Here is a 16,774-nt window from a genome sequence, read left to right as displayed (position 1 = left end):
GCGCTGACGCCATCATTGCGTCCATAGATCCCTTCGGAGACATATCATGACATCGCCGCTAGCCGCACTCCGTGCGGCGGCGCATCCGTGCCTGCGCGCGCTTTGCGCAGCGGGAATGACGCTCCTGCTGGCAGCCTGCAATCAGGCAACGCTGCAGCAGGCGTCGTATGCGCCGCCCCAGTTCCCCGCACTCACCGATAGTGCGTTCAAGATTCCGGCGATTGACGCCGGAACGATCGACCCCAAATACCTCAAGCAGCGCGTCCGCTTCGCGACCCGGCATACGCCCGGCACCATCGTCGTCGATCCCTATGCCAGGTTTCTCTATCTCGTGCAGGAAGGCGGCCTTGCGATGCGTTACGGCGTAGGCGTGGGCCGTGACGGATTTGGATGGTCCGGAACGGCCGACATTCGCCGCAAGGCGCAGTGGCCGACCTGGACGCCGCCATCATCCATGATCGCCCGGCAGCCCGAACTGAAGAAGTACCGCGCAGGCATGGGCGCAGGGATCGAGAATCCGCTCGGCGCACGGGCGCTGTACCTGTTCCAGAACGGCAAGGACACGCTGTATCGCATTCACGGCACCAACGAGCCCGAAAGCATCGGCAAGAATGTCTCGAGCGGATGCATCCGGCTCCTGAATCAGGACGTGATCGATCTGTTCGATCGTGTGCCGGTCGGGTCCAGGGTCGTTGTTCTCTCGGAACAGGAATCGCGTGGGACCTCCTCGATCGAGGCCAATCTCCGCACCAAAGCCGAGGTGTCGAGATGATGCGTCTTCTAATCCGCGCGATGGCCGCGCTCGCTCTGATATCCGCGATCGGCGTTGCGCAGGGCCAGTCCTTCACGCAACCGGCAGCGCAGAAGCCTGATATCAAGGCCGACCTTGTGAAAGGTGACTCCGAAGCCGGAGGTCGGGAGCTTTGGATCGGCGTCCGTCTGAATCTTGGCTCCGGCTGGAAAACTTACTGGAAATCCCCCGGAGACGCCGGCCTCCCCACAGAGTTCGATTGGTCCGGTTCGTCGAATATCGTCGAGGCGGAGGTGAACTGGCCCGCGCCGACGCGGCTGTCGATTCTCGGCTTCGAAACGATCGGGTACACGCATGAAGTGCTGTTTCCGGTCAGGATCAAAATTCGGGATCCAGCTGTCGAGACGCGCATCGACCTGAAGCTCGCGATTTACGCCTGCAGCACCATCTGCGTCCGGGAGGAGCGTGAACTCGCTGCCACGATCCAACCCGGCGCGAGCAGTGACTCAACAATCGATGCGTGGCGTTCCAAAGTCCCGCAACCCACGTCCAGCGTGCTGTCGGTTCTCTCGGTCGAGCGGTCTCTGACCGGGCCGGCATCGCTGCGGATCGAGGTCGCTTCGACAAGGCCGCTTCTCGAGCCAGATGTCTTCGTCGAAGGCGATCCGCCGGTGAGCGGCGACAAGCCGATCGTAACTTTCGATCAAGGCAATCGGGCGACCCTGATCGTGAACCTGTCTGGCGAAACTGCCGAGAGCCTTCAGACGCGCCCGGTGACGGCAACCATTGTCTCCGATGGCGCCGCTGTGTTGGCGGTATCACCTGCGCCGCGGCGAAATGCAGGAGAAGCGGGAGGTTCGGAGCATCCGCGGCCAGCGCCGGATATCCCCGCCAGTCTTCTCGCGCTGATCGGCATAGCGCTTGTCGGCGGGTTCATTCTGAACCTGATGCCCTGCGTGTTTCCGGTGTTGTCCCTGAAATTGCTTTCGTTCGTTCACGTCGGCACCGGCGATCGCGGCCAGGTTCGCAAGGGATTTGCGGCTTCGGCGGCCGGCATCGTGGTGTCCTTTCTGCTGCTTGCGGGCGTACTTGCCGGCATGAAGTGGGCCGGCGCCAGCGTCGGATGGGGTATCCAGTTTCAACAGCCGCTGTTTCTTGGCGGCATGGCGGTTGTCCTGTCCCTGTTCGCAGCGAGCCAGTTCGGGCTGTTCCACCTCGCGGTATCCTCGGGCTTTCTCACCCGGGTAACCGGTGTCGCTGGCGGCACATCGACGGCGTCGCACTTCTTGAGCGGCTTCGTGGCTACATTGCTCGCAACTCCCTGCTCGGCGCCGTTGGTCGGGACCGCCGTGGGTTTCGCGCTGTCGCAGGGGACCGCCGAGATATTCGCCATATTTGCTGCTCTCGGCATCGGCATGGCGTCGCCCTACCTGGTCGTGGCGGCTTTTCCTGGATTGGCAAGGGCCATTCCACGGCCAGGACCGTGGCTGGCCCATGTCAAACGACTCTTTGGCGTTGCGCTGCTGGCGACGGCGGGATGGTTGTTGCTGGTGCTTGGCGAAGTGTCCGGGCAATTGCCTGCGATCTCTCTTGGCGCCGCATTGGCATCGGGATTCATCATCCTTGCGTTATCGAAGGGCGTCGTTGCAAGAAAAGTGGCGATAGCGACTGCGACGATCGCGATCATTGTCATCGTGCTTGCCGCCATGGCGCCGCGGTCGCAAACGCACGACCGGGCGGAGATACCCTGGCGAACGTTCTCGAGCAGAGACCTGCATGCGCTGGTCGGCGCCGGGCGCACCGTGTTCGTTGACGTCACGGCGGACTGGTGCATCACCTGCAAGATCAACAAGGCGCTCGTCATCGACAGGCAGGAGGTTGCGGGACGGCTGTCCGCGGATGTCGTGCCGATGCGGGCCGACTGGACCAGGCCGGACGACGAAATAGCGGGGTTCATGCGTGAGCACGGGCGCTTCGGGATCCCATTCAACATTGTGTTCGGCCCCGCAGCCCGCGACGGCATCGCCCTTCCGGAGATCCTCTCGACCTCGACTGTATCGGCAGCGTTCAACGACGCCGCGGCAGCCTCGAACAACCCTCAGCAGAAACAGGTCACACCATGAAGAAATCCATCATCGCCGCCGTCGCCGCATTCACGCTGTCGCTGGGAGCGACCATCGGTTTTGTGCCGGGAGTTCGGGGAGAGAGCGCGGACGCCTTCAGGGAAAGCGTGCTTCGTGATCCCGATGTCCCCTCCATCGGAAATCCCCAGGGCGACATCACCATCGTTGAATACTTCGATTATCAGTGTCCCTACTGCAAGAAGGTCGCCCCCGAACTGGTCAAGCTCGCCCGCGAGGACGGCAAGCTGCGCATCGTGATGAAGGACTGGCCGATCTTCGGCGGAGCCTCGCAGTATGCGGCCAGGATGGTTCTCGCGGCCAAATACCAGGACAAGTACCACGAGGCTCACGCGGCACTGATCGGGGCCAGCATGAAGCTGAGCGAAGACGTCGTTCGAAAGCTGCTTGGAGAGGCCGGTATCGATGTCGATCGCGCGACCAGGGACATGGAAACCCACAAGCCGGCAATAGAGGCACTGTTGGCCCGCAATAATGAGCAAGCCGAGGCTTTCGGCTTTCAAGGGGCGCCTGCCTTCATTATCGGGACATTCAGAGTGCCTGGGGTTCTGGATGCCGCTGGCTTCAAACAGGCCATCGCCGATGCACGGGCGGCAACGCGCAAGAAGAAGTAGAGCTTTGCGGAAAGTCAGCGGCTGGGAGGCAAATCTCGCCGCTGACGGCGCATCGGCTCGCTGGGTGATCAGGCGCACGACGGCCTCGTGATCGACATGACCGGTTCCGGTAAACCAATTCTTAAGCACGATCTCTTTCCGCCATGCGGAACTTGCTCGAACAACCATTTCAACACCTCGAGGCCCATACGCTTTTCACAAATGGGCGCCTCTCCGCCGGGCTTGAGGCCTCGATGGGCAAGACGGCATCAGGGTTGGATGATGAACGCACGCGAATACCCCTTGGTCGAAACTCCGGATTTCCTGCTCGCCGCGCTCGAGCGGGCGAACGATGCCGTGGTGATCATCGATGGCGATCTTCAGGTCAGCTATTTCAATGCGGCGGCCGAGCTGATCTGGGGGCTGGATCGCGCCGAAGTGCTCGGTGGTCATGTGAGCCGCCTCGGACTCAAGGAGCTGCATGATCTTGCGACGCCGGCCTCGGGTCAGGCGATCAGCGACCACGCCATCCCGGCCGAGATCAGGATCACGCGCAAGGACGGCAGCCGGCTTCGCGCCGCGCTGTCGTTGTCGCGGGTCGAGATCGGCGGCCGGGAACGCACCATCGCATTCGTCCGGGACATCACCGCGGAGGTCGAACGACGCGAGAGGGCGGCGCTGCTCCATGCCGTCGCCGACAGGACGAACCGCGCAGTGGTCGTCACCGATCCCGAACTGCGGATCATCTATATCAACGCCGCGTTTACGGCCCTGTTCGGCTACTCGCTCGAGGAAGCGCAGGGGCGGCGGGCGAGCGAGTTGATGGTGGGCCGCCATACCGACCGCAGGACGCTGGCAAAGTTGCGGCACTGGATCGGCGAGGAAAACGGCGGCGAGGAGGAAATCCTCGTCTACGACAGGAATGGCGACGAGATCTGGATTTCCGCCAACGTCAAGGCGTTCCGCGACGGGCGCGGGCGGGTCAGGCAAATGATCGCTCTTCTGAGCGATATCAGCGAGACCAAGCAGCTGCGGTCGCTGCAGCAGTTGATCATGAGCGCGCTGGCCGATGAACTCGACATTACCGATATCGCCGACCGGCTTTGCCGGCGTGTCGAGGAAATCGCGCCCGATGTCGTGTCCTCGCTGCTCCACATCGACGCCGATGGCCTGATTCATCCGCTGGGCGGCCCCAGCCTGCCCGAAGACTATTCCCGGGCGCTGGAGGGCGTCGCGATCGGCCCGGATATCGGCTCGTGCGGATCCTCGGCGTTCCACGGCGAGCCGGTGCTGGCTACGGATCTCGACACCGACCCGCGCTGGCAGCCGTTCAAGAAGCGTCCGCTGGAGGTCGGCTTGCGCGCCTGCTGGTCCACGCCCATCAAGGGTAAGGACGGCCGGGTGATCGGAACCTTCGCCTTCTATTTCAGGGAGTGCCGCCCGCCCAGCCGCTGGCATCAGCGCATTGTCGACGCCTGCGTGTCTCTCGGCGCGCTGGCGATCGAGCGCAAGGAAGCACGGGCCCAGATCGTGCGGCTCGCTTATTACGATACGCTGACCGGTCTGCCGAACCGCGCCCGCCTGCGCGATTTGATCTCGGAAGCGACCGTGGCCTGCCCCGCCGGACGACACGTCGCGCTGGCGTTCCTCGATGTCGATAATTTCAAGGACGTCAACGATACGCTCGGACACTCCGCCGGCGATGAATTGCTGGTCGAGTTTGCCCAGCGCCTGCGCGCGCAGATCCAGCCGGGCGACATGCTCGGGCGCCTGGGCGGCGACGAATTCGTGATCGTGTTGCCGAACCGTGACGCGGCTGAAGCCTCGACGGTCGCGTCGCGCGTCACCGAAGCCTTGCTGCTGCCGCTTCGGATCGGCACCCGGCAGGTGTCGATGTCCGCCAGCATGGGCATCAGCATCTATCCCGATAACGCGAGCGACATCGATACGCTGATCCAGCAGGCCGACGCGGCTATGTACAAGGCCAAGCGGGCGGGCCGTGCCACCTATCGCTTCTTCAGCGCCGACATGGACCGGCTCGCCGAGCAGCGGCTGGCCCACAGCGCGGCGCTGCGCAGCGCGATCGCAAGCGATACCCTGAAACTGCACTATCAGCCGCAGATCCGGACCAATGATGGCGCCATCCATGGCGTGGAGGCGCTGGCGCGCTGGCACGACCCGGTGCTCGGCGAGGTCTCGCCCTCAAAGTTCATCCCGCTGGCCGAAGAGTGCGGATTGATCGAGCAGATCGGCCTGTGGGCGATGCGTGAGGCCTGCCGGCAAATGGCGGAGTGGCGCGAGGCCGGGCTGGATATTCCCTGCGTGTCGGTCAACCTGTCGCCGATCAGTTTCCAGAACCCGAACCTGGCGTCGGTGGTCGCCGGAATCCTCGCCGAGCATGGTCTGCCGCCGAAAGCGCTCGTGCTCGAGATTACCGAGAGCTTGTTCCTGAACGAGCGCTCGGTCGCGATCGAGACCATGAATACCCTGCGCGAACTCGGAGTCGGGCTGTCACTGGACGATTTCGGCACCGGCTATTCGAGCCTCAGCCGCTTGGCGCACTTGCCGATTCGCGAGTTGAAGATCGACCGCAGCTTCATGCACGACGTCGAGAGCGACCCCAGCGCGCGGGCGATCGTTACCGCCGTGGTTCGCGTCGGCCAGAGCCTGCAACTCACCGTCGTCGCCGAAGGCGTCGAAACCGAGGGGCAGCGAAACTGGCTGGCGGAACTCGGATGCGATGTGATTCAGGGATTCCTCTACGCCCCGGCGCTGTCGCCGCCCGCGTTCGGGCGCTGGCTGCTCGAGCACAGCGCCAGGCGCGCGAGTGCGATGCTGCGGATCGTCGGCAGATCCCTGAACCATTCGCTGGCCCGGCCGCCGGCCGGGCCTTCACCGCGCGTTTCCTCCACCAAGGGGCTTTAGCGCCCTCGATGATGTCCCGTGGCCGGCAGCCCGGCCCTGGAGCAAGCGGAAATACGCGGTGCGCTGACGCAGGCGACGCGCAAAGTGGCGGTTGATCCGGGACCACAATGTGTTGCGGATCCGCACCCAACGGGCGCGCAGGCCCACAAGGAACAGCAGCGATCCGGTGCGCAATGTGTCGGCATGGCAATGAATGAAATGAATGATCATGGCATCAACATCAATGAGGGGCCGGCTCTCCCCAGCCGGCCCCGGGGTTGGGATTAAACGCGCGCTTCGAGAACCATGTTGAACGGGGTCGCCACGGCCTTTCTCACCCGGCCGAAACCGCCCTGGCGGATCACCTCGCTCAGCCTTTTCTCGCCGGCCTGTGCGCCAAGCGCGGCGCCGACTTCCTGGTTGAGCGATGTCGGCACGCAGATGTTGGCGGACGACGCATAAAAGGCCCGCCCGACCGGATTGAGGTTGTCCTCCAGCCGGTCACCGGCCATCGGCTCCACCAGCATCAGGGTGCCGTCAGCGTTCAGGCTGTCGCGGATATGAGCGACGGCTCCGACCGGGTCGCCCATGTCGTGAAGCGCGTCGAAGATGGTCACGAGATCATAACCGGAGCCCCGGAAATCCTGCGCCCGCGCGGTTTCGAAGCGCACGTTGCGCAAGGCGCTGGCGTGCCTGGTGGCATGCGCGACGGATGCTTCGTGAAAGTCGATGCCGACGAATTCCGAGTTCGGAAACGCCTCCGCCATCAGCAAAGTGGATACGCCGTGGCCGCAGCCGACATCCGCCACCCTCGCGCCGCGTTCGAGCTTGGCGACCACGCCGTCGAGCGCCGGCAGCCAGTCCGCCACCAGATGGTTCTTGTAGCCGGGGCGGAAGAAGCGCTCGACGCCGCAGAACAGGCAGTTGCAATACTCGCCCCAGCCGACGCCCTTGCCGCTCTTGAAGGCTTCGGCGAGCCGCGGCTCGTCGCAATAGATCGCGCTCAGGGAATAAAAGCCGCCGGCCATGTGCACGGGGCTGTCTTCGATCGCGAACACGGCCGCCTGTTCGGCGCTCATCGAGAAGGTGCCGGTCTCGGCGTCATAGCTGACGAAGCCCGACGCTGCCTGCGACGCCAGCCATTCGCGCACATAGCGCTCGTGCGTGCCGGTCTTTTCGGCAAGCGCTGTTGACGTCATGTCGCCGGTTGCAAGCGCGCGAAACAGCCCCAGCTTGTCACCGATGATCACGAGCGCGGCGTTGGATGCCGCGCCGAGTTCGTTCACGACGGTGCCGAGTAATTGCTCGAGCTTTTGATTATCGATCATCATAATTCACAACCCTTTCCAAACGGTCTGTCGCGGGTCGTTGCCCGCGGGCGTGGGGATAGGGCTGGGTATCAAGAGGCGTGAGTGGCAGAATGGCCGCTTTCGAGCCATTTGAGCCATCGCGGTCGCGGTCGATATCGAAAACGGCTTGTCCGCGCAGATTCCGCGGCACTTCCCGGTCAAGCCGTCGATCACTTCAGCGTGTCGGGCGTGTTATATCGGGTGATCCGGCTGCGCGTATGCGAGCCCGCGGACGGGAAGACGCGTCACCGGCGTCCGAACACGCCGCCGACCACGCCACCCACCACGCCGCCGATCGCGGCGATCGGGCCACCGCCGCCGCGGTGATGGCGAGCGCTGCGACGACGGGCCGGGCGATCGCTGACGCTGGCCTGCGCCGTTGAGGCGGACTCGCTCAGCAGCGCCTGATGTTGCGCCGTGTTGAGGAAGCCGGTGGCGGGATAGTCGCGTGCCGCCTGCCAGCGCAAGATGACGGCGCGGGTCTTTTCGTCGAATTTGCCGTTGGCCCTGGTGTCGAAGCCGAGGCGGGTCAGCCGGCGCTGCACGTCGCGGCGCTTCTTCTTGTCGAGACCGATCCGGTCCTCGGTTTCCCGGGTTGCTTCGTCGGCAAGGGTGGCCGGATCGGCGGAGGCCGTGAGGTCGCGGGCGGTCGTGCTCAGGCCTGCCTGGGCGGCGTCTGCGCCGACGAAAATTCCCAGGGCCAACAAGGCGAGGATCCAGACACGCATGGCGTATTCATCCCTGATCCTGAAATCGTTCAATGATTTCGGAAATTGTCCTCGCTGGGTAACAATGATCCGGACCACTTGTTCCATGGCGGCGCGGCGATTGTTGCACCGCATTGCACCAGGGTGTGCTCCTCGAGCTGCTGCAGCCGAGCGGCCTGCTGCCTACTCCACGACCGCGCACTGGTACGTTTTTGGGATCTTGCGGTCGGCGGTGTAGCGATAATATTGCCGGTAGGTGAAGCCGTCATGCACTACGGGCAACTGCGGGTAATAAGCGCCATGATAGAAATTGTAGACCGGCTCGCCAGTGCAGCGATACGGAAACCATCCAACCCTGCCGGGCGAAGCCACGCCGAATTCGTACGGAATGACCGGAATAAGGACCGGCCCGCGCTCACCGGCTTGCGCGGCAGGCGCGGCAAGGGCGGCAACAGCGGCGGCGATCATCAAAGCCAATGCGTTTCTCATGGGCGGACCTCGCAGGTGCGGGTTGGCAGTCCGCGGCAAGACTAGTCGATGTCGATCTGGAAGACTATCACTGAGGACTGAGTCATGACCAGAAAGCTCCCGAAGCGAGGCTTGCCGCCGATGCATCCCGGCGAGCTTTTGCGTGAGGAAATCTTGCCGGCGCTCGATCGGCCCAAGACGGAGATCGCCGGACTGCTCGGCGTGTCGCGGCAGACGCTGTATGATCTGTTGAAGGAAAAGCAGCCCGTCACGCCCGGCATGGCGCTGCGGCTCGGCAAGCTGTGCGGCAACGGTCCCGATCTCTGGCTCAATCTGCAAAAGCGCTACGACCTGCATCTGGCGCAGCAGGAGCTCGGTGAAAAAATCAAGAAGATCCCGACATTGCAAGTCGCCTGATGCCGCGCGTTTTTCTTACCCTCCCCTGGAGGGGGAGGGTCGCTCGCGTAGCGAGCGGGGTGGGGTGACAGTCCATCAACTCGGATACTGTTCGCGGCGAGAGACTTTCACCGCACCCCGTCTCGCATCTTGCGATGCGAGCCGACCCCCCCCTCCAGGGGAGGGCGAAGAAGCATCGTCTTCTAAAACGTCCCCCTCAGCCCCGCTTCACCTGATACGCCGCCAGAAACATTCGCGTCGCGCTGCCGACCACTTCGGCGATGCGCTCGGCTGAGGGCGCCGGGGCTGCCTGGAATACGAACGGCATGAACAGCGAGGCCTGGCACATCTGCATGAACTGCGTTGCCGCCAGCGGGCAGTCCTCGATGTCGAGATCGCCGGATCGCACATGCGCCTCGAGATAGGCTCCGAGCTTGGCGATCGTGAGCGCCACCACGTTGTTGTAGAAGCGGCGGCCGACCTCCGGCATCCGCTCGGCAATCGCCATCACCGTCCGGATCGCCGATCCGCCGCCCGGCCGGCACAACAGCTGGATATAGGCCTGGCCGAAATCCATCAGCGTGGCGGCAACATCGCGTTCGGGATCGAAATTGAACGCCACCTTGCCCTGTTCGAGCGATTCCTCCTCGACAATGGCCTCGAACAGCCGGCTCTTGTCGGCGAAGTAGACATACAGCGTGCCCTTGGAGACGCCGGCCGAGCGGGCGATCTCGCCCATGCTGGCGCCGTCGAAGCCCAGATCCATGAAGACCTTGCGGGCGCCGTCGACGATCTGGCGGCGCTTCGAGGAATCCTCGTCGCCGACGAGCTGGAGCGGTGTGGGCTTTGCTGCAACCATTGGTTTAGCTTTTCCGGAAAGATTCCCCTGCTGGATACGCCGCGGAAAGAAACCGCATTGTAGGGTCGGGCGATATTAATATGCATTGACCGAACCGTTCGGTCAATGTTAATTTGAAAATCCAGTGAGGCGGAACAGCCGATTTTCGGCTGCGCCCGCGTCGCGACATTGCAGTTGGGGAGGCCGTGATGGCCGCAGCGAGAGACCAGGCCGCACGTATCCTTCGTGCCGAGCCGGAGGTGGCGGCAAGTTCGCGCGACGGTTCCGCCGCTGCCGCCGACCAGCCTCGTTCCCATGCTTCCGAAGAGCCGATTGCCCGCCGTTCCGCCGAAGCGCCGGCCAACCCTGCGATCGACAAGCCGGCCGCTGCGCCGGCCGCCGCCGATCCCGCCGCGCCGAAATCGGGCAAACGCAAACTGGTGCTGATGGGCGTAGTCGCGTTGCTCGCGCTCGCCGCGGCCAGCTATGCCGTTCACTACGTTCTGGTCGGACGCTTCTACATCTCCACCGATGACGCCTATGTGCGCGCCAACAACTCGACGCTCGGCGCCCGGGTGTCCGGCCACATCGCTTCCATCCTGCCCGGCGACAACGCCGTGGTCCACACCGGCGACGTGATCTTCCGGATCGACGACGGCGATTATCGCATCGCGGTGGATGCGGCGCGCAGCAAGATCGCGACCCAGCAGGCCACCATCGACCGTATCGGCCGTCAGGTCGCCGCGATGGAAAGCGCGGTCGAGCAGGCGAGGGCGCAGCTCACCTCGGCGGAAGCGTCGCTGAAGCGGGCCGGTCTGGATTTCGAGCGCCAGCAGGCGCTGAGCACCAGGGGATTTGCCTCGCGCGCCACCTTCGAAGTCTCGGAAGCCGGCCGCGACCAGGGCGTCGCCTCGGTGAAATCGGCGCAAGCCGCCTTTGATGCCGCGCGCGACAATGTCGAGGTGACCAGGGCGCAGCAGAACGAGGCCCGCGCGCAGCTGGTGGAATTGCAGTCGTCGCTCGCCAAGGCGCAGCGCGACCTCGACTTCACCGCGGTGCGCGCGCCGGTCGACGGCACCTTCTCCAATCGCATGGTCAACACCGGCGACTTCATCCAGGCCGGGCAGCGCCTCGGCAACCTGGTGCCGCTCAACAGCGTCTTCATCGACGCCAATTTCAAGGAGACGCAGCTCAAGCGGATCCGCCCGGGCCAGCCGGTGACGATCAAGGTCGACGCCTACGGCTTCCGCAAGTTCACCGGCAGCGTCGACAGCATCTCGCCCGCCGCGGGCTCGGTGTTCACGCTGCTGCCGCCCGACAACGCCACCGGCAATTTCACCAAGATCGTGCAGCGGCTGCCGGTCCGCATCCGGGTGCCAAAGAACGTCGCCAGGCAGAACCTGCTGCGCGCCGGCATGTCGGTCTATGTCACCGTCGATACCAACGAGGGCGCCGCCGACGCCGACAGCGAAGCCGATCTCGACGCGGCGCCAAAATAATTTGCAGCGACCGGGCGGCGCGCCCGATTTCATGAGCCCGTCCTGACCCGAGCAGACCATGGCTGACGCCACCACCGCCCCGCCTTCGATGATGAGTGAAGCGGCTGCGCCGTCCGACCGCATCGCGCCGCGGCGGCTGTTCGCGTTTCTCATCATGGTGTTCGGCATGTTCATGTCGATCCTCGACATCCAGATCGTCTCGGCCTCGCTCGCCGAGATCCAGGCCGGGCTGTCGGCGAGCTCATCCGAAGTGTCGTGGGTGCAGACCTCGTATCTGATCGCCGAGGTGATCGGGATTCCGCTGTCCGGATTCCTGTCGCGGGCGTTCGGCACAAGGCTGCTGTTCGCGATTTCCGCCTCCGGCTTCACCATCGCCAGCTTCTTCTGCGGATTTGCCTCGACCATCGAGCAGATGATCGTGTGGCGCGCGATCCAGGGGTTCATGGGCGCCGGCATGATCCCGACCGTGTTCGCCTCGGCCTATACGGTGTTCCCGCGTTCGAAATTCTACATCGTCGGCCCGATCATCGGACTGGTCGCCACCCTGGCGCCGACCGTCGGCCCGACGGTGGGCGGCATCATCACCGACTGGATGTCGTGGCACTGGCTGTTCTTCATCAACATCGTGCCCGGCATCGCCATCACCGTCGGCGTGCTGGCGCTGGTCGATTTCGATCAGCCGAACTTCAAGCTGCTGGATCGGTTCGACTGGTGGGGCCTGATCTTCATGGCCGGCTTTCTCGGAACGCTGGAATATGTGCTGGAGGAAGGTCCGCATTCGCAATGGCTGCAGGATACCTCGGTCGCGGTCTGCGCCGCGATCTGCGCGGTCTCCGCGATCGCGTTCTTCTGGCGCGTGCTGACGGTCGATGAACCGATCGTCGATATCAGGACCTTCGGCGACCGCAATTTCGGCATCGGCTGCCTGATCTCGTTCTGCGTCGGCATCGGCCTGTACGGCCTCACCTATATGTACCCGCGCTATCTGGCGGAAGTGCGCGGCTACAGTGCGCTGATGATCGGCGAGACCATGTTCGTCTCCGGCGCCGCCATGTTCCTGTCCGCGCCGATCGTGGGCCGGCTGATGGTCAAGGTCGATATGCGGCTGATGATCGCGGCGGGCCTCGCCCTGTTCGCGCTCGGCTCCTGGCAGATGACATGGATCACCCGCGAATACGATTTCTACGAGTTGCTGGTGCCGCAGATCCTGCGTGGCGTCGGCATGATGTTGGCGATGGTGCCGACCAACACCATCGCGCTGGGGACGCTGGCCCCCGACCGGGTCAAGAACGCCTCCGGCCTGTTCAACCTGACGCGCAATCTCGGCGGCGCGCTCGGGCTCGCTGTCATCAATTCGGTATTGAACCAGCGCACCGACCTGCATATCGCGCGGCTGCACGAAAGGGTGACCTGGGGCAACGCCACCGCGACCGAGACGCTGAACATGTTCACCCAGCGCATGCAGGGCATGGGCGACGCCTCGCTGATGGCGCTGAAGCAATTGTCCAATATCGTGCACCGCCAGGCGGTGGTGATGGGATTCGGTGACGCCTTCTTCATGCTGACGGTGTTCTATTTCGGCCTCACCCTGATGGTCGTGCTGTTGAAAAGGCCCGCCGGCCTGCTGTCGGAGCCCGGACATTGAGTGCGATCACGCGCTTGTCATGTTGCCAAAACCCGGCGACGCATTTATAAGCTGCGCATCGTGGCTCGAACCGGGGAGATTTGCATGATTTCGATGTATTCGCAGATCGCGCCCTCGCGTCCGAAGCATTTTACGGATGCCTGCGCGGCCCTTTGAGGGCCATCTCCGCCAGCATCGACCGGTCCTGACGTTCCGGTCCCCCTGACTTCCCTGTCTGTATCGATTTTTTCAACGACGCGTGCGCCTGGCCCTGTGCCGCCGCGCGTCAAAGACGGAGCCGGCTTTGCGCGCGGGCGCAACCGGATGAGACCCATGAAAGACCTCACCCAGGGCTCCATCGTGAGCCATATCTCGGTCATGGCTCCGCAGATCTTCGCGGGCATGATCCTGATGATGCTGTGCGGGCTGATCGACCTGTATTTCGTCGCGGGCCTCGGCGACGCGGCGATCGCCGGCGTCAGCGCCGCCGGCAATGCCGGCTTCCTGATCAACGCGCTGACTCAGATTCTGAGCGTCGGTGCCGTTTCGCTGATTTCGCAGGCGGTCGGACGCAAGGACCAGGCTGATGCCAATCTGGTATTCAATCAGTCGCTGGGCCTGACGGCGGTAGCTACCCTGTTGACGCTGATCGCGGGATGCATGCTGGCGCGCGGCTACATGCGCGCGGTTGCCTCCGACGATGCCGTCATCGAGGCCGGCACCACGTACCTGCTCTGGTTCATGCCGGTGCTGGCGCTGCAATTCGTCGTGCTGGTCATGGGGGCGGCCTTGCGCGGCACCGGCATCGTGCGCCCGACCGTGATCGTGCAGATCACCACTGTTATCATCAACATGCTGCTGGCGCCGGTTCTGATCTCGGGCTGGGGCACCGGCGTGGCGCTGGGCGTCGCCGGCGCGGGTCTGGCGAGCACGATCGCGGTCGTGATCGGCGTGGCGATGATGTGGATCTATTTCCACCGCTACGAGCACTACGTTGCCATCGACAGCGCATTGTGGCGTCCGCGGATGGCGCAATGGAAGCGCATCCTGGGCATCGGGCTGCCGGCCGGCGGCGAGTTCGCCATCATCTTCCTCAATATGGCGGTGATCTATTATGCGCTGGGGCATTTCGGCGCCGCGGCCCAGGCCGGCTTCAGCATCGGTTCGCGCCTGCTAGGTCTCATTCACATGCCGGGGATATCGATCGCGCTGGCGGCTGGCGCCATCGCCGGGCAGAATTTTGGCGCAGGCAACAGTGCGCGTGTGAGGAGGACGTTCCGGACGGTTCTGCTGCTGGTCACCGCCGTGATGGTCGGCTTCACGATCCCGGCGCAATGGCTGCCGGAGTTCTTCGTTGCCGGCTTTACCCAAGATGCCGAGACGCTTGCGGTCGGCGTGCTGTTCCTGCGCATGGTCTCGCTGAACAATGTCGCGCAAGGCGTGAATTTCGTCTGCTCCAGCATGTTTCAGGGACTGGGCAACACCAGGCCGGTGCTGGTCAGCTCCGGCACGCGGCTGCTGACCAATACGCTGCCGCTGATCTTCCTGTCCGCGGTGCCCGGCTTCCGCATCGAGCATGCCTGGTATCTGTCGATCGCCACCACCACGCTGCAGGCCTGCTTGAGTCTGTGGTTGCTGCGCCTTGAGTTCAGGAAGCGGCTGCGCCCGCGCGCGGGATGAAGTGAGGATGACGCCATGATTGCCAAAGCCAGAAAGCAGCGTCCCACCGCCATTCGCGTGGTGATTCCGTTCGTGTTCCGGCACTGGCTCGCTCAGCCGGCGCGGGCCGCCGTCGTCGCCGGCGGCCTGCTGGGCGCGACCGTCGCCGACCTGTTCATGCCGCTGTTTTCGGGACAGCTGGTCGATGCCTTGACGAAGGGCGCCGTCGATCCGGCCGCGCAGCGCGCGGCGTGGACCGCCTTCGGCGCGATCGTGGCGCTCGGCCTGGTCTCGATGGTGCTGCGCCTGATCGGGCTGCAGGCGATCGTGCCATTCACGCTCAAGATCATGTCGGACGTGTCGCGCGACGCCTTCATGCGGGTGCAGCGCTTCTCGACCGACTGGCACGCCAACAGCTTTGCCGGCTCGACCGTGCGCAAGGTTACGCGCGGCATGTGGGCGCTCGACCTCTTGAACGACACCATCCTGATGGCGCTGCTGCCGTCGCTGGCGGTGCTCGTGGGGTCGATGATCCTGCTCGGGCTGCACTGGACCTCGCTTGGCGCCGTGATCGCGGTGGGTGCGCTGGTCTATGTCTCGATGACCGTCTGGTTCTCGACCAGCTACATCGCACCGGCCGCGCGCGTCTCCAATGCCTGGGACACCAGGGTCGGCGGCACGCTGGCCGATGCCCTGACCTGCAACGCGGTGGTGAAATCGTTCGGCGCCGAGGCGCGCGAGGACTTGAGGCTGGCGCGCGTCATCGCGCGATGGCGCCGGCGCGTGCGCCGGACCTGGCTGCGCTACAACTACACCTCGACGGCGCAGCTCGCGGTGCTGCTGTGCCTGCGCGGCTCCGTGATCGGCGGCGCGCTGCTCTTGTGGATCGCCGGCCGCGCCACCCCGGGCGACGTCACCTATGTGCTGACCAGTTATTATATCATCCACGCCTATCTGCGCGATGTCGGCATGCACATTAACAACCTGCAGCGCTCGGTCAACGACATGGACGAGCTCGTCGCGATCCATGACGAGCCGATCGGCATCGCCGATGCGGCGGACGCGAAGGCCATCGATATCCAGGGCGGTCGCATCGTGTTCGATCGTGTCACGTTCCATTACGGCGGTCACCGCGAACCGCTGTATGATGGTCTTTCGGTCGACATTCGCGCCGGCGAGCGAGTCGGCCTGGTCGGCCGCTCCGGCTCCGGCAAGACCACTTTTGTCAAACTGGTGCAGCGGCTGTACGATGTCAGCGGCGGACGGATTCTGATCGACGGCCAGGATATCGCTGAAGCAACGCAGCATTCGCTGCGCAACCAGATCGCCATCGTGCAGCAGGACCCGATCCTGTTTCACCGGTCGCTGGCCGAGAACATCGCCTATGGCCGGCCGGGCGCCAGCCTGGCGGCGATCGAACAGGCGGCGCGGCTCGCCAACGCCCATGAGTTCATCCTGCGGCTGCCGAAAGGCTACGGCACGCTGGTCGGCGAGCGCGGCGTCAAGCTGTCGGGCGGCGAGCGGCAGCGCGTGGCGCTGGCGCGCGCCTTCCTCGCCGATGCGCCGGTGCTGATCCTCGACGAGGCGACGTCGAGCCTGGATTCCGAATCCGAGGCGCTGATCCAGCAGGCGATGGAGCGGCTGATGAAGGGCCGCACCTCGATCGTGATCGCGCACCGGCTGTCGACGGTACGCAGCCTCGACCGCATCCTGGTGTTCGACCGCGGCGAGATCGTCGAGCAGGGCACCCATGCCGCGCTGGCAAACCGCGCCGGCGGAATCTATCGCGGGCTGTTCGAACGGCAGGCGACCGAGTTCGTCCGCGTCTCGGCGGCGGAATAAGCC

The 16,774-nt window shown here is 64.3% G+C and carries 13 protein-coding genes; 9 read left to right on the top strand and 4 right to left on the bottom strand.

All coding sequences use genetic code 11. From position 1 onward, the window contains the following. The first annotated feature begins 46 nt into the window (after positions 1-46). The 4 genes from Q7T45_RS24360 to Q7T45_RS24345 all read left to right on the top strand — a co-directional run bounded on the left by Q7T45_RS24360 (position 47) and on the right by Q7T45_RS24345 (position 6,410). Positions 47-772: a L,D-transpeptidase gene (locus Q7T45_RS24360; protein ID WP_304874306.1), complete on the top strand. Its 726-nt coding sequence runs from the start codon at positions 47-49 to the stop codon at positions 770-772. After that, positions 769-2,874, top strand: a complete 2,106-nt coding sequence (locus Q7T45_RS24355; RefSeq protein ID WP_304874304.1) for a protein-disulfide reductase DsbD — start codon at positions 769-771, stop codon at positions 2,872-2,874. Before Q7T45_RS24360 ends, Q7T45_RS24355 begins: the two co-directional genes overlap by 4 nt. Further along, positions 2,871-3,506, top strand: a complete 636-nt coding sequence (locus tag Q7T45_RS24350; RefSeq protein ID WP_304874301.1) for a DsbA family protein — start codon at positions 2,871-2,873, stop codon at positions 3,504-3,506. Before Q7T45_RS24355 ends, Q7T45_RS24350 begins: the two co-directional genes overlap by 4 nt. Before the next feature lie 261 nt (positions 3,507-3,767). Further along, a complete protein-coding gene (locus tag Q7T45_RS24345; RefSeq protein WP_304874299.1) occupies positions 3,768-6,410 on the top strand; it encodes an EAL domain-containing protein in 2,643 nt (880 codons plus the stop codon). A gap of 263 nt (positions 6,411-6,673) precedes the next feature. Here the strand turns inward: Q7T45_RS24345 and Q7T45_RS24340 are convergent, their stop codons facing one another. The 3 genes from Q7T45_RS24340 to Q7T45_RS24330 all read right to left on the bottom strand — a co-directional run bounded on the left by Q7T45_RS24340 (position 6,674) and on the right by Q7T45_RS24330 (position 8,934). Then, positions 6,674-7,720 (bottom strand): trans-aconitate 2-methyltransferase, encoded by a 1,047-nt coding sequence (locus tag Q7T45_RS24340; RefSeq protein WP_304874298.1) that lies wholly within the window; start codon positions 7,718-7,720, stop codon positions 6,674-6,676. Between the two features lie 263 nt (positions 7,721-7,983). Continuing rightward, positions 7,984-8,466, bottom strand: coding sequence for a peptidoglycan-binding domain-containing protein (locus tag Q7T45_RS24335; protein WP_304874296.1), 483 nt, complete (start codon positions 8,464-8,466; stop codon positions 7,984-7,986). A gap of 162 nt (positions 8,467-8,628) precedes the next feature. Further along, complete coding sequence (locus tag Q7T45_RS24330; protein ID WP_304874293.1) at positions 8,629-8,934, bottom strand: hypothetical protein; 306 nt, start codon at positions 8,932-8,934, stop codon at positions 8,629-8,631. A gap of 84 nt (positions 8,935-9,018) precedes the next feature. Here Q7T45_RS24330 and Q7T45_RS24325 point away from each other — a divergent pair, with 84 nt between their 5' ends. Then, complete coding sequence (locus Q7T45_RS24325) at positions 9,019-9,330, top strand: HigA family addiction module antitoxin (protein WP_304874290.1); 312 nt, start codon at positions 9,019-9,021, stop codon at positions 9,328-9,330. A gap of 196 nt (positions 9,331-9,526) precedes the next feature. Here the strand turns inward: Q7T45_RS24325 and Q7T45_RS24320 are convergent, their stop codons facing one another. Beyond that, complete coding sequence (locus Q7T45_RS24320) at positions 9,527-10,168, bottom strand: TetR/AcrR family transcriptional regulator (RefSeq protein ID WP_304874287.1); 642 nt, start codon at positions 10,166-10,168, stop codon at positions 9,527-9,529. 188 nt (positions 10,169-10,356) lie between these two features. On the opposite strand from Q7T45_RS24320, the gene Q7T45_RS24315 reads away from it, so the two are divergent. From Q7T45_RS24315 to Q7T45_RS24300, 4 genes are all read left to right on the top strand, one after another. Next, positions 10,357-11,646 (top strand): HlyD family secretion protein, encoded by a 1,290-nt coding sequence (locus Q7T45_RS24315; protein ID WP_304874284.1) that lies wholly within the window; start codon positions 10,357-10,359, stop codon positions 11,644-11,646. 58 nt (positions 11,647-11,704) lie between these two features. Continuing rightward, complete coding sequence (locus Q7T45_RS24310; protein ID WP_304874282.1) at positions 11,705-13,291, top strand: DHA2 family efflux MFS transporter permease subunit; 1,587 nt, start codon at positions 11,705-11,707, stop codon at positions 13,289-13,291. A 312-nt stretch (positions 13,292-13,603) separates the two neighbouring features. Next, the gene (locus Q7T45_RS24305) at positions 13,604-14,950 is read left to right on the top strand and encodes an MATE family efflux transporter (RefSeq protein WP_304874280.1); all 1,347 of its coding nucleotides are present in this window, start codon (positions 13,604-13,606) and stop codon (positions 14,948-14,950) included. 15 nt (positions 14,951-14,965) lie between these two features. After that, on the top strand, positions 14,966-16,771 hold the full coding sequence (locus Q7T45_RS24300; protein WP_304874278.1) for an ABC transporter ATP-binding protein: 1,806 nt from the start codon (positions 14,966-14,968) through the stop codon (positions 16,769-16,771). Positions 16,772-16,774 lie beyond the last annotated feature (3 nt).

It is taken from the genome of Bradyrhizobium sp., from assembly GCF_030646015.1.
Classification (GTDB): Bacteria; Pseudomonadota; Alphaproteobacteria; order Rhizobiales; family Xanthobacteraceae; genus Bradyrhizobium.
The sequence above is the reverse complement of the archived record's forward strand: the minus strand, read 5'-3'. Positions and strand labels throughout refer to the sequence as shown.

Coding starts and splice junctions, on each gene's coding strand:
- Q7T45_RS24360 (WP_304874306.1), top strand. CDS start 47: ATGACATCGCCGCTAGCCGCACTCCGTGCGGCGGCGCATCCGTGCCTG.
- Q7T45_RS24355 (WP_304874304.1), top strand. CDS start 769: ATGATGCGTCTTCTAATCCGCGCGATGGCCGCGCTCGCTCTGATATCC.
- Q7T45_RS24350 (WP_304874301.1), top strand. CDS start 2,871: ATGAAGAAATCCATCATCGCCGCCGTCGCCGCATTCACGCTGTCGCTG.
- Q7T45_RS24345 (WP_304874299.1), top strand. CDS start 3,768: ATGAACGCACGCGAATACCCCTTGGTCGAAACTCCGGATTTCCTGCTC.
- Q7T45_RS24340 (WP_304874298.1), bottom strand. CDS start 7,720: ATGATGATCGATAATCAAAAGCTCGAGCAATTACTCGGCACCGTCGTG.
- Q7T45_RS24335 (WP_304874296.1), bottom strand. CDS start 8,466: ATGCGTGTCTGGATCCTCGCCTTGTTGGCCCTGGGAATTTTCGTCGGC.
- Q7T45_RS24330 (WP_304874293.1), bottom strand. CDS start 8,934: ATGAGAAACGCATTGGCTTTGATGATCGCCGCCGCTGTTGCCGCCCTT.
- Q7T45_RS24325 (WP_304874290.1), top strand. CDS start 9,019: ATGACCAGAAAGCTCCCGAAGCGAGGCTTGCCGCCGATGCATCCCGGC.
- Q7T45_RS24320 (WP_304874287.1), bottom strand. CDS start 10,168: ATGGTTGCAGCAAAGCCCACACCGCTCCAGCTCGTCGGCGACGAGGAT.
- Q7T45_RS24315 (WP_304874284.1), top strand. CDS start 10,357: ATGGCCGCAGCGAGAGACCAGGCCGCACGTATCCTTCGTGCCGAGCCG.
- Q7T45_RS24310 (WP_304874282.1), top strand. CDS start 11,705: ATGGCTGACGCCACCACCGCCCCGCCTTCGATGATGAGTGAAGCGGCT.
- Q7T45_RS24305 (WP_304874280.1), top strand. CDS start 13,604: ATGAAAGACCTCACCCAGGGCTCCATCGTGAGCCATATCTCGGTCATG.
- Q7T45_RS24300 (WP_304874278.1), top strand. CDS start 14,966: ATGATTGCCAAAGCCAGAAAGCAGCGTCCCACCGCCATTCGCGTGGTG.